Annotated in this window: 10 protein-coding genes; all 10 read right to left on the reverse strand. The window is 70.1% G+C overall.

Features of this window, described 5'->3' with window-relative positions:
* Nucleotides 1-97: 97 nt before the first annotated feature.
* Nucleotides 98-1,552: an aspartate aminotransferase family protein gene (locus ACZ37P_RS11740; RefSeq protein WP_467346239.1), complete on the reverse strand. Its 1,455-nt coding sequence runs from the start codon at nt 1,550-1,552 to the stop codon at nt 98-100.
* Complete coding sequence (dxs, locus tag ACZ37P_RS11745) at nt 1,539-3,551, reverse strand: 1-deoxy-D-xylulose-5-phosphate synthase (RefSeq protein WP_467346240.1); 2,013 nt, start codon at nt 3,549-3,551, stop codon at nt 1,539-1,541. Before dxs ends, ACZ37P_RS11740 begins: the two co-directional genes overlap by 14 nt.
* A gap of 36 nt (nt 3,552-3,587) precedes the next feature.
* Nucleotides 3,588-4,781 (reverse strand): flavodoxin-dependent (E)-4-hydroxy-3-methylbut-2-enyl-diphosphate synthase, encoded by a 1,194-nt coding sequence (gene ispG, locus ACZ37P_RS11750; protein WP_391051419.1) that lies wholly within the window; start codon nt 4,779-4,781, stop codon nt 3,588-3,590.
* Between the two features lie 7 nt (nt 4,782-4,788).
* On the reverse strand, nt 4,789-5,817 hold the full coding sequence (gene hpnH / locus ACZ37P_RS11755; RefSeq protein WP_355339472.1) for an adenosyl-hopene transferase HpnH: 1,029 nt from the start codon (nt 5,815-5,817) through the stop codon (nt 4,789-4,791).
* A 5-nt stretch (nt 5,818-5,822) separates the two neighbouring features.
* A complete protein-coding gene (locus ACZ37P_RS11760) occupies nt 5,823-6,425 on the reverse strand; it encodes a phosphorylase family protein (protein WP_355339469.1) in 603 nt (200 codons plus the stop codon).
* A gap of 3 nt (nt 6,426-6,428) precedes the next feature.
* The gene (gene shc / locus ACZ37P_RS11765) at nt 6,429-8,456 is read right to left on the reverse strand and encodes a squalene--hopene cyclase (protein WP_391051416.1); all 2,028 of its coding nucleotides are present in this window, start codon (nt 8,454-8,456) and stop codon (nt 6,429-6,431) included.
* Nucleotides 8,457-8,564: 108 nt separating this feature from the next.
* A complete protein-coding gene (locus ACZ37P_RS11770; RefSeq protein ID WP_188282688.1) occupies nt 8,565-9,635 on the reverse strand; it encodes a polyprenyl synthetase family protein in 1,071 nt (356 codons plus the stop codon).
* A complete protein-coding gene (gene hpnE / locus ACZ37P_RS11775; protein ID WP_391051414.1) occupies nt 9,632-11,044 on the reverse strand; it encodes a hydroxysqualene dehydroxylase HpnE in 1,413 nt (470 codons plus the stop codon). The genes ACZ37P_RS11770 and hpnE overlap by 4 nt, the downstream gene beginning before the upstream one ends.
* A gap of 144 nt (nt 11,045-11,188) precedes the next feature.
* A complete protein-coding gene (gene hpnD, locus ACZ37P_RS11780) occupies nt 11,189-12,133 on the reverse strand; it encodes a presqualene diphosphate synthase HpnD (RefSeq protein ID WP_355339460.1) in 945 nt (314 codons plus the stop codon).
* Complete coding sequence (gene hpnC / locus ACZ37P_RS11785) at nt 12,130-13,020, reverse strand: squalene synthase HpnC (protein ID WP_467346245.1); 891 nt, start codon at nt 13,018-13,020, stop codon at nt 12,130-12,132. The genes hpnD and hpnC overlap by 4 nt, the downstream gene beginning before the upstream one ends.
* Nucleotides 13,021-13,080 lie beyond the last annotated feature (60 nt).

Genomic DNA, 13,080 nt, shown 5'->3' on the forward strand with positions numbered 1-13,080 from the left:
ACGGGATGGGGGGGGGGGGGCGGAGCGAGGGGGGAAACCCCCCTTCCCCCCCCCCCCCCCCCCCCCCCCCCCCCCGTCCGTGTCCCGGCGGTGCGCCTCAGCGGTTGGCGACCGCCTGCTTGACCAGCGTGCGGCCGAAGTCCCACATCAGGCCGCCCCCGCCGTGCGCGTCGTCCATGACGGCGGTGAAGGCCGTCACGAAGCGGTCGACGTCCGCCTCGTTCACGACCAGCGGCGGGATCAGCTTGATGACCTCGACGTGGTCGCCGGAGACCTGGGTGAGGATGTGGTGCCGCTGGAGCAGCGGCACCACGACCATCTGCGCGAAGAGCCCCTTGCGGGCGGCCTGGAGCATCGTCCAACGGCTGCGCAGGCCGAGCGACTTGGGGCGGCCGAATTCGATGCCGACCATCAGGCCGCGACCGCGGACGTCCTTCAGGAACTCGTACTGGTCGGTGAGCGCGGCCAGCCGGGTGCGCAGCAGGTCGCCCATCAGCCGGGAGTTCTCGACCAGCCGCTCGTCCTCCACCACCGACAGCGTGGCCAGTCCCGCCGCCATCGCCTGGGCGTTGGACCCGAAGCTGGCGGAGTGCACCAGGACCCGGTCCATGGAGGAGTAGACCTTCTTGAAGATCCAGTCCTTGCCGAGCGTCGCGCCGACCGGCACGTATCCGCCGGAGAGCGTCTTGGCGACGGTCAGCAGGTCGGGCTCGACGCCCTCCTCCTGCTGGTAGGCGTAGAAGGTGCCGGTGCGGCCGATGCCGGTCTGCACCTCGTCGCAGATGAGCAGCGCCTTGTGCTTGTGCAGCAACTCCTGGGCGGCGCGCAGGTATCCGGGCGGCGGGATATAGACGCCGTGGCCCTGGATCGGCTCGATGATCATCGCGGCCACGTCGCCGCGCTTCAACTCCTTTGCGAGCGCTTCGAGATCGCCCACCTCGATCGGGGTGTCGGGCAGCAGCGGTGCGAAGCCGTCCTGGAATCCGGCCTCGCCGTTGACGGACAGCGACCCGGTGGTCAGCCCGTGGAAGGAGTGCTTGCAGTACAGGACGCGCGTCTTGCCGGTGGCGTACCGGGCGAATTTCAGCGCGGTCTCGACGGCCTCGGTGCCGCTGTTGCCGAAGAACACCCGGTCCAGGTGCGGCGAGTGGGCGAGCAGCTTCTCGGCGAGCAGGCCGGGCAGCGGCTGGCAGTCGAAGCGGGTCAGGTCGGCGAGCCCCGCGTCGAGCACGTCGTGCAGCGCCTTGCGGACCACCGGGTGGTGGCGTCCGACGCCCATCACGCCGAATCCGGCGAGCATGTCCAGGTAGTCGTTGCCGTCGGCGTCCCAGAAGTGCGCGCCCTCGGCCCGCTCGTAGACCTTGTCGAAGCCGATGGTGTGCAGCATCCGCGGAAGCTGGTGGTTCAGGTGCTTGGCGTGCAGGTCGTAGCGCTCGCCGCCGCGCTCGGCGAGCAGCGTCGCCAGGTCGAACCCCTTGGCCGGGCCGGGCACTTCGCCGCCGCCGGCCTGCGGGGCGGGCCCTTCGCCCACGCTGCTCTCAGACGATGTCATCGCTCACCTGCTCCTTGCGTACGTGAATGGGTACGGCCTCCCGCGCGGTGTCGTCCGCGGCCCCGGCCGGTTCCCCGACCGTCACCGTACGCGCGCCGCCGTTCCGGGTGCCGGTACGGGTGTCGATACGGGTCAGGGCCGCGCCGATCCGGCCCGCGATCTCGGCGGGGGTCAGTCCGATGTCGGCCAGCACCTCGGCGCGCTTGGCGTGCGCGAGGAACTGCTGCGGGATGCCGAAGTCGCGCAGCGGCACGTCCACGCCCGCGTCGCGCAGCGCCTGCGCGACGGCCGAACCGACGCCGCCCGCGCGGCCGTTGTCCTCCACGACGGCCACCATGCGGTGGCGCGCGGCCAGTTCGGGCAGCGCCGGGTCGACCGGCTTGACCCAGCGCGGGTCGACGACGGTGACGCCGATACCGCGGCCGGCCAGCAGTTCCGCGACCGACAGGCAGGTGGCGCCGAGCGCGCCGACCGAGACCAGCAGCACATCGGATGTCTCGCCCTCGGACGGCCGGTGCAGCACGTCCATGCCGCCGACCCGGTCGACGGCGGGCAGCGGCTCGCCGACGGTCTCCTTCGGGAAGCGGATCACGGTGGGCGCGTCGTCCACGTCGAGGGCTTCGCGCAGTTGGGCCCGCAGTTGGTCGGCGTCGCGCGGCGCGGCGATCCGCAGCCCCGGCACGACCTGGAGGATCGACATGTCCCACATGCCGTTGTGCGAGGCGCCGTCGACCCCGGTCACCCCGGCCCGGTCCAGGACGAAGGTGACTCCGCACTTGTGCAGGGCCACGTCCATCAGGACCTGGTCGAAGGCACGGTTGAGGAAGGTCGCGTAGACCGCGACCACCGGGTGCAGTCCGCCGGTGGCCAGGCCCGCGGCCGAGGTCGCGGCGTGCTGTTCGGCGATGCCGACGTCGTAGACCCGGTGCGGGTACGCCTTCGCGAAGGCTTCGAGTCCGACCGGTTGCAGCATGGCCGCGGTGATCGCCACGACGTCGGGCCGCTCGGCGCCGACCCGGACCATCTCCTTGCCGAAGACGGAGGTCCACGACGGGCCGCCGACCGGGGCGAGCGGGCGGCCGGTGAGCGGGTTGATCGCGCCGACGGTGTGGAAGCGGTCCGCCTCGTCCTGCTCGGCGGCCGGGTAGCCGCGGCCCTTCTCGGTGAGGCAGTGCACCAGCACCGGGCCGCTGAACCGCTTGGCGCGGCGCAGCGCGGTCTCGACGGCGGCGATGTCGTGGCCGTCGATCGGGCCGACGTACTTCAGGCCCAGGTCCTCGAACATGCCCTGCGGGGCGAAGGAGTCCTTGAAGCCCTTCTTCGCGCCGTGCAGCGACTCGTAGAGCGGCTGCCCGATGACCGGGGTCTGCTGGAGGACGCTCTTGCCCCAGGACAGGAAGCGTTCGTAGCCGTCGGTGGTGCGCAGCGTGGTGAGGTGGTTGGCCAGACCGCCGATGGTCGGGGCGTACGACCGCTCGTTGTCGTTGACGACGATGATCAGTGGGCGGTCCCGGCCCGCGGCGATGTTGTTCAGCGCCTCCCAGGCCATGCCGCCGGTGAGCGCGCCGTCGCCGATGACGGCGACCACATGGTCGTCGCCGCCCTTGACCTGGTTGGCCTTGGCGAGGCCGTCGGCCCAGCCGAGGACGGTGGAGGCGTGGCTGTTCTCGATCACGTCGTGCTCGGACTCGGCGCGGCAGGGGTAGCCGGACAGGCCGCCCTTGCTGCGCAGTTTGGAGAAGTCCTGGCGGCCGGTGAGCAGTTTGTGGACGTAGGACTGGTGGCCGGTGTCCCACAGGATCCGGTCGACGGGCGAGTCGAAGACGCGGTGGAGCGCGATCGTCAGCTCCACCACCCCCAGATTCGGTCCCAGGTGGCCGCCGGTCCTGGCCACGGCCTGGACCAGGAACTGCCGGATGTCGGCGGCCAGTTCGTCGAGCCGGCCTTCGGGCAGTGCCTTCAGGTCGCGCGGGCTTCGGATGTTCTCCAGCATCGACATAAGTGGACCTCGTTCCCCCTGCCGGGATTGCTATGTTCAGCCGACCGTTCCCGCGACGGCTTGGCCGCCGACGGTCACGGAGGGTTCACCCGACGTGGTGCCGTCGGCCTCCATCTGCTCGGCGAGTTTCATCGCCTCTTCGATCAGCGTCTCGACGATCTTCGACTCCGGCACGGTCTTGATGACCTCACCCTTGACGAAGATCTGACCCTTGCCATTGCCCGACGCGACACCGAGGTCGGCCTCACGGGCCTCACCCGGACCGTTGACGACACAGCCCATCACCGCGACCCGCAGCGGGACCTCCATACCGTCAAGACCCGCCGACACCTGATCCGCGAGCTTGTACACATCCACCTGCGCACGCCCGCACGACGGACACGACACGATCTCCAGCCGCCGCTGCCGCAGATTCAACGACTCCAGAATCTGGATACCGACCTTGACCTCCTCCGCCGGAGGAGCCGACAGCGACACCCGGATCGTGTCCCCGATACCCTCCGACAGCAGAGCGCCGAACGCCACAGCGGACTTGATCGTCCCCTGGAACGCCGGACCCGCCTCCGTCACACCCAGATGCAGCGGATAGTCCGACTGCGCGGCCAGCAGCCGGTACGCGTTGACCATCACCACCGGGTCGTTGTGCTTCACCGAGATCTTGATGTCCCGGAAACCGTGCTCCTCGAACAGCGACGCCTCCCACAGCGCGGACTCCACCAGCGCCTCAGGCGTCGCCTTCCCGTACTTCCTCAGCAGCCGCGCGTCCAGCGACCCCGCGTTCACACCGATCCGGATCGGCGTCCCCGCGTCCGAAGCCGCCCGCGCGATCTCCTTCACCTTGTCGTCGAACTGCTTGATGTTCCCCGGATTCACCCGAACCGCCGCACACCCGGCATCGATCGCCGCGAACACGTACTTCGGCTGAAAATGAATGTCCGCGATCACCGGAATCTGCGACTTCTTCGCGATCGTCGCCAACGCGTCGGCGTCATCCTGCGTCGGACACGCCACCCGCACGATCTGACAGCCCGAAGCCGTCAGCTCCGCGATCTGCTGAAGAGTGGCACCGATGTCAGAGGTACGGGTCGTCGTCATCGACTGGACGGAAACAGGCGCGTCCCCGCCCACCGGGACCGACCCGACCTGGATACGACGCGAAACACGACGCGTCGCCAGAGGCCGGGCCGGCAGGGAGGGCAGGCCGAGCGCGACCGGCTCGACTGCTGTCATCGTCAGGTCACTTCGCCCTGTTGGAGGCGACCGTCTCACGGGCGGCGCGGATGGACTCCTTCAGGGAGCCCATGGTGGCCATGACGGCCGTGGGCTCGTAACCGCAGTGCGCCATGCAGTTGTCGCACCGGTCGTCCTTGCCCCGGCCGTACTTGTCCCAGTCCGTCTCGTCCAGGAGCTTCTGGTACGTGGCCACGTACCCGTCGGCCATCAGGTAGCAGGGGCGCTGCCAGCCGAAGAGCGAGTAGTTGGGGATCGCCCACGCGGTGCAGGGGAAGTCCGCCTTGCCCTCCAGGAAGTCCAGGAAGAGCGGGCTGTGGTTGAGCCGCCACTTGCGCCGGTTGCCGTCGTCGAACGCCTTCTTGAACAGCTCACGGGTCTGCGTCACGCCCAGGAAGTGGTCCTGGTCGGGCGCCTTCTCGTAGGCGTACGCGGGAGACAGCATCATCTCCTCGACCTTCAGATCGTCATTGAGGTAGTTCATCACCTCGATGATCGTCTGCGGCGTGTCGGTGTTGAAGAAAGTCGAGTTCGTGGTGACCCGGAAACCGCGGCGCTGGGCTTCCTTGATCGCGGCCACGGCCTCGTCGAAGGTGCCTTCCTTGGCCACGGACTCGTCGTGCCGCTCGCGCATACCGTCAATGTGAACGGTAAAGGCAAAGTAAGGAGAAGGTGTGAACTTCTCGATTTTCTTGCGCAGCAGAAGGGCATTGGTGCAGAGGAAGACGTACTTCTTCTTCGCGACGAGTTGCCGGACGATCTCGTCGATCTGGGGGTGCATCAGCGGCTCACCACCCGCGATGGACACCATCGGCGCGCCCGACTCCAGCACCGCGCCGACGGCCTGGGCCACCGGCATGCGCTGCTTCAGCACGTTGGCGGGGTGCTGGATCTTGCCGCAGCCCTCACATTTGAGGTTGCAGGCGAAGAGCGGTTCGAGCTCGACGATGAGCGGGAACTTTTCGCGGCGCCTGACCATTTTCTGTTCGAAGAGGTACGACGCGACACGGATGGTCTGACGGAGCGGCATAGCCATCTAGCTCACCTCCAGGGGAGCACGGTAGTGCGGTGCCAATCAAGAAAGGCAGGAACAAGATCTCTGAGCACCCGGAATGCGATGATCCCGGTGCGAAGCGTTCCGACACGTACGAGTTCGAACTCGGGCGTGTCGACGACGACTCGGGCCGCCGCGATGTGGCGCGCGCCTTCGGCGAGCGCGGCGCGTCGCATCGCGGCCGATTCCATGTCCACGGCGATGGCACCGGTCGCCGCCAGTGCGGTGCGCTCGGCGCCCCGCACGACATGGTCGGATTCTGCGAGGGGGCCGGTGTGCACGGTGTGACCGGCCGCCTTGAGCGCGGCGGCGAGCGCCTCGCTCTCGTGGCCGTCCTCGGCGACCACGACGTCACCGGGGCGCATGCCGGGCGCGAGCCCGGCACAGAAGCCCGTGGTGAGGACGGCCGAGCCGCGCAGCTCCGGTTGGTGCAGGGCCTCACGGACCACCCGGTCGGCGGCCGTGGGTCCCATGCCGGTCCTGAGCACGGTGACCCTTTCGGCGGCGTTCCGGGCCGCTCCCCTGCGCAGCGCGACCTTCTCGATGCGCAGGGCGCACACCACCAGCAGCGGCGGTCCTGTATGGCCCACGAACTAGGCCCCCTTTCCAGCGGCGGTTCCGGCGGTGACGGCCGGGGCACCCGCGGTACCGAACGGCTCGTCGCGTACGTATCGCCCGAGGGCGGTCAGCGGGAAGACCATGCGGTAGAGGTGGTAGTTGATCGAGAAGTCGCGAGGGAAGCCCGTACCGGTGAAGTACGGCTCGTCCCACGACCCGTCGGGGAGCTGGGTGTCGGTCAGCCAGCGCACCCCGCGCGCGACCGCGTCACCGTCCCGTTCGCCCGCCGCCAGCAGCGCCATCAGGGCCCACGCGGTCTGCGAGGCGGTGGAGGCACCGCGGCCCACCCATTCCCGGTCGGAGTAGGAACGCAGGTCCTCGCCCCAGCCACCGTCGTTGTTCTGCACCGATTCCAGCCAGCTCACCGCCTTGCGGATCGCCGGGTGGCTCGACGGCAGACCGGCCGAGGCCAGCGCGGGGACGGCGGACCCCGTGCCGTAGATGTAATTGACCCCCCAACGGCCGAACCAGGCGCCGTTGTCCTCCTGTTCCGCCAGCAGCCACTCGATGCCGCGGCGGGCGTGCTCGTCGTGCTCGAGACCGAGCGCGGCGAGCATCTCCACCACGTGCGCCGTGACGTCGGCCGACGGCGGGTCGATGACCTCGCCGAAGTCGCAGAAGGGCAGCCGGTTCGGGAACCTGCTGGTGTTGTCGGCGTCGAAGGCGCCCCACGCGCCGTTCCGCGACTGCATCCCGACGTTCCAGCGCACGGCCTTCTCCACCGCGGAGTCGACGCGCGCCCGGTCCGGGTGGTCGATCCTGCGCAGGGCGAGGACGACCTCGGCGGTGTCGTCGATGTCGGGGTAGATGTCGTTGTGGAATTCGAACGCCCAGCCGCCCGGGGCGAGCTGGGGCCGCTGCACGGACCAGTCACCCGGCCGGGTGATCTGCTCGCCGAGCATCCATTCGGCCGACTTGACCAGCGCCGGGTCGTCCGCGGGGACGCCCGCGTCGGCGAGCGCGATGGCGGCGAGGCAGGTGTCCCAGACCGGGGACTGGCACGCCTCGATCATCCGGACGCCCTCTTCCGGCCATACGGCGAAACGATCCAGCGAGTCGAGACCGGCCTTGACCACCGGGTGGTCGAGCTCGTAGCCCAACAGGTGCAGGGCGATCACGGAGTAGACGGCGGGTGGCTGGATTCCTCCCCAGCAGCCGTCGGCCTCCTGACGCTCGATGATCCAGCGGGCACAGGCGTGCATGGCGCTGCGCCGCACCATGCGCGGGCTGAAGCGGCGGTAGACGTGCAGCACCTGGTCGAGCCGCTCGAAGACACCGTCCCAGGTCCTGATGGAGGCTCTGCGCCGCTTGGGGTTGGGCTGTTTGGGGTTGATGTGCAGCTCGTCGATGCCGAACGGCGCCGGGCGGACCGGGCGGTGGGCTCCGACGACGGTGAGCGGCACGATGGTCTGCCGCGCCCAGCAGCCGAACGAGTAGATGTTCAGCGGCATCCACTTGGGCAGGTAGATGATCTCGGGCGGCAGTTCCGGGAGGTCGTCCCAGCTCCACCAGCCGAACAGGGCCAGCCAGATGCGGGTGAAGACCCGGCTGGCCGCCACTCCCCCTTCGCCGCGCGACCACTTGGCGGCGAGTGCCATGTGCGCCTCGTCCGGGGAGTCCCCGGCGAGTCGCAGCGCGACATACGCCTCGATGGTGGCCGACACGTCGCCCGGCCCGCCGTGAAAGGTGGGCCAGGCGCCGTCCTCACGCTGCTGCGAGCGGATCCACCGGGCGGAGGCCGCGGTGGTCTGCTCGTCCTGGATACCCAGGAACTGTCGGAGCAACAGATCCTCGGCGTCCATCGTCACGTTCGTTTCGAGGTCGCCCTTCCACCATCCGTCGGGGTGCTGCCGTGCCAGAAGGTGGTCTGCGGCGCGCTGCACGGCACGCTGCGCCGCCGCCTCGGTGCCGTCGGCTGGAACAGGGTCCGGCTCCGAGGTGCTGCTGGCCGAAGGTGTCCGGTGGGTTGGCGTCCCTGGACTGCCATCGGTCGTCGCTGTCATGGCTTCCCCTTTGCAGTTGAGACTATCTGCGGTGTTGGGGCGGCCGTCGGCCGTCACATAAGAGGGACCGGCGACGTTAGCGCTCCACGTTTCGTTCTGTCGTTCTCTTTATTTCTCGCGGACCACCACAAAATCCGCGAGACCAACGAGCTTACGTTGAATTTGTTCCGGCATGTCCATTTTGTCCAGCGCGGCGATGGCGGTCGCGTACTGCCTCCTGGCCTCCTGGGAGGTCCACTCACGTCCACCGGCCTCTTCGATCAACGCCGCGCGCATAGCGAACTCTTCCTCGCTGAAGGCACCGGTTTCAGGATTCTTCGCGTCCGCCGCGAGCAGTTCACCCAGGCGCTCCGACGCGGACCCTCCCGCGGCGAGCGCGGCGACCACGGGAAGCGACTTCTTGCGCTGCCGCAGGTCGCTCCAGGTCTGCTTGCCGGTGGCCGCGGGGTCGCCCCAGATGCCCAGCAGGTCGTCCACCGCCTGGAAGGCGAGCCCCAGGTGGTAGCCGTACTCCTCCAGCGCGTCGGCGTCGGACTCCGAGGCCCCGCCGAGCACCGCGCCGATGGAGGACGCGCAGGCCAGCAGCGCGCCGGTCTTGTTGCCCTCCATCTCCAGGCACTCCTGGACGGTGACCCGCTCGCGGTGCTCGAAGGAGATGTCCTGCGCCTGACCGTCGATCAGTTTGCGGGTGGCGGTGGTCAGCCGGCGGGTGGCCCGGCCGGCGTCGACCGTGCCCTGTTCCAGCAGCAGCTCGTTGGCGAGCGCGAAGAGCGCGTCGCCGACCAGGATCGCCTGGGCGGGACCGTGCACCTTCCATACCGTGTCGCGGTGCCGCCGCTGCTCGTCGCCGTCCATCAGGTCGTCGTGCAGCAGCGAGAAGTTGTGCACCAGCTCCACGGCGACGGCGCCGGGTACGCCCGTCTCGGCCGAGGCGCCCGCGGCCTCCGCGGACAGCAGGGCCAGCGCCGGGCGTACGGCCTTGCCGCCGTCGCCGTCCGCGGGGCGGCCCGCCTCGTCGATCCAGCCGAAGTGGTAGGCGGCGACGGTGTCCATCGGGGGTGCGAGGCGGGCCACGGCCGCGCGCAGTACGGGTGTGGTCAGGATGCGGCCGTTTTCCAGCAGTTCGATGACGCCGGTGGCGGTCACGTTCTCTCCTCTGGTTGCACCAATAGCACTCATGCCGCCTCCAGGACGCCGTTGTCGAATGGCATCCCGAGCGCGGACAACGCTTCTCGGGAGGCGTGCAGGCCGCTGCGCACCGCGCTCTCCATGGTCGCGGGCCAGCCGGTGGCGGTCCACGACCCGGCCAGGTAGAGGCCGGGGGCGCGGGTCACCGGACCGGGCCGCAAGCTCCCGACACCCGGAGTGGGCGCGAAGGTCGCGGTGCGTTCCCGGGTGACGAAGAAGTCGCGGACGCCCGCGCCGCGGGCCGCGGGCAGCAGCCGTTCCAGCTCGGGCAGGTAGCGGGCGCGCAACTCGGCCACGGGGAGGTCGATCTCGTCCTCCACCGCCGACTGGGACACGGCCACGTACTGACCGCCGCCGGTGAGCCCGGAACTGACGGTGCGGTCGAAGACCCACTGGACGGGGCTGCCGAGTGCCGCGAAGAACGGCTGTCGGAGCACCTGTCTGTTGTAGATCACATGCATATTGAGGATCGGAGCGGTACCGATGCGCAAGAGCTTTTCCGGATCTTCGAGCGATCCGGCGGGCAGCAGGCCGTGGGCCTCGCGCTGCGGGACCGCCAACACCACGATGTCCGCGTCGAGTTGCTCGCCGCGTCCCGGTCCGGTCTCGATCGAGACGTGCCAGCCGCCGTCCGCCGCCTCTTTGATGCCGGTGGTACGGGAGCGCAGCATGGTGCGTACACCCGCGGTGTCCAGCGCGGCGCGGGCCCGGCCGTCGTGCAGGTCGCCCAGCGGCGCCGAGGCCCAGCCGATGTCGGCGGCCCCCGGGTCGGAGAGCAGTCCGGTCTTGAAGACCTTCGCGGCCAGGCCCAACGAGGCGTCGGCCGACCGCGCGTTGAGCGTGGCCACACCGACCAGGTCCCACAGCGCCTCGATGGTGCGCGCCGACTGCCCGCGCGCACTGAGCCAGCTCGCGAAGTCCGTACGGTCCAGGGCCGGGTCGTCCAGGTCGAGGCGGCCCAGCGCGAGCGCGGCGCGGCCCACCGAGGCCCGCTCACGCGGGCTCAGATGCGGGTAGCGGAGCAGGCTCGCGGCCAGGTGCAGGGGCACCGGCAGCGCGGTCCTGGACAGCCGCCCCAGCCGGAGCGTGTCGGCCTCCAGCACCGGTACGTCCAGCCGGTCCTGAAGGGTCACCAGGTCGCGGGCCGCGATCCGGTCGATGAACCACTGGTAGGCGTCGCAGCAGCGCAGAAAGACGTGCTGGCCGTTGTCGACGGTCAACTCGCCGCGCTTGAAGGAGAAGGCGAGGCCGCCGAGTCGGGGTCTGGCCTCGGCGAGGGTGACGCGCACCCCGGCGTCGGCCAGCGCGAGCGCGGCCGTCGTACCGGCGAGTCCGCCGCCGACCACGACGGCGGTGCGCATGCCGCCGCCGTCGGTGGTGATCCGCTCATGCGCGGTCATGCGTCCTCCCCCCTTCGGCCCCGCCGTGTCCAGCACGGCGAACCGTTGCTGGCAGTGACGCCGTACGTGTCCCGGTGGTTGCCTCGTCGTGCGCGTACCGTGCCCCGTGCCGTGCGCGCGGACCCGCGCCGTCGCGGGACGGTCTCACGCGTCACCTCGTGGGGAGCGGGCGGTACGGCGGGCGTCGAGCCCCGCGAGGCCGCGGACGGCGACGTACGCCTTCTGCCGTCCGGGCAGTGACACCCGGCCGCGCAGGACGGCCTCGGGGTCGGCGGCGATCCGGTCGAGCAGCCTGCGGTAGATCCCGGCCATGGCCGAGACGCAGGCGCCGCTGCGCCGGTCGAGCATCGGGAGCAGCCGGTATCCGGTGGCGAACAGGGCGCGGGCGCGCCGTACTTCGAATTCCACCAGGCCGGGGAAGTCGGAGCCGGGCGGCGCGGTATCGCTGTGGAAACCGGCCGCGCAGCCGAACTTGGCGAGATCCTCGGCGGGCAGGTACGTCCGTCCGTTCGCGGCGTCCTCACGGACGTCCCGGAGGATGTTGGTGAGTTGTAGGGCGAGGCCGAGCGTGTCGGCATATTCTGCGGCACGCGCATGATCGTGCCCATTCGCGGTGCCGAACACGCCAAGCGAGAGCCGTCCGATCGCGCCGGCCACGCAACGGCAGTACACGGCGAGGTCGTCCCAGGTCTCGTACGTCTCGCCGCGGACGTCCATCAGGACGCCGTCGATGAGTTCGTCGAGCCCTTCGAGCGGCAGCGGGAAGCGGCGCGCGGAGTCGGCGAGCGCGACCGCCACCGGGTCGGTGTCGTCCTCCGCGACCTCTCCCGCGCGGACGCGGGTGAGCAGCGCGCGGGTGCCGTCGAGCCGCTCGGCCTTCTCCCGCGGCGGCAGTTCACCGTCGCCGATGTCGTCGACCCGGCGGGAGAACGCGTACAGCGCGGACATCGCCTGCCGTTTGGGGGCGGGCAGCAGGCGGATGCCGTACGCGAAGTTGCGGGCCTCGTGGCCGGTCACAGCCTCGCAGTAGCGGTAGGCCGCGAGCACGGGACCGGACGTGTGGGCGGAACCGTTCACGGTCCGGCTCACCCCTCTCTTCGCAATGTCGACCCCACCTCGCGCAGCAGGCTGGGCTTGGTGGCTTTCGGCGATACCGCCAGTACGTCGTACCCCGCCGCTTCGACCGCCTTCAGCGCGGCACGGCCGCCGCCGACGAATCCGGCGAGCAGCAGCCTGAGCCTGCCACGGACGCTGCCCACCAGGGGGGTACCTTCATCCAACAAGTATCCGGCGCGTTCCGCCTCGTGCGCGACCAGGGCGCGCACCTGTGCGCCGGCCGTCGCGGCGGCGAGATCGGTCTCCTCGACCGAGAAACGCTTCATGTCCTCGGCGGGCAGATAGATCCGGTCGCGGCCGAGGTCCTCGGCCACGTCCTGGAGATGCTCCACGATCTGGAGCGCGGTGCAGACCGCGTCCGAGCGCCGGACGCGCTCGGGCGTCGAGGTGCCGGTGATGGACAGCACCAGCCGGCCGACCGGATTGGCGGACAATTCGCAGTACGCCAGCAGGTCGTCGTAGGTCGCGTACCGCCGCACCTGCTGGTCCTGCCGGTTGGCGGCGATCAGACCGAGGAAGGGCTCGGGGCTGAGGTGGTGGCGGCGGACGGTGGGCTGGAGCGCGAGCAGCAGCGGATGCCGGGGAGTGCCGTCGAACACGCGGTTGAGGTCGGCCTCGAAGGCGTCCAGCATCGCGAGCCGGTCGTCGGCGGAGTCGGCGGACAGTCCGAGTCGCAGCGCGTCCTCCCGGCCGCCCCCCGCCAGGTCGCCGTCGCCGATGTCGTCCACCAGCCGGGCGAATCCGTACACCGCCATCAGGTCCCGGCGCCAGGCACGCGGCAGGAACACCGGTGCCACGGGGAAGTTCTCGCGCGCGGCCTTGTCCAGGACGGCCCGGGACTCGGCGTCCCCGGTCACCATGCTCTTCCCGGCACACAGGCGGCGAGCGTGCCCCGGAGCAGGATGGTCCCGATCATCATG

It is taken from the genome of Streptomyces sp. NPDC024632 (genome assembly GCF_055559175.1).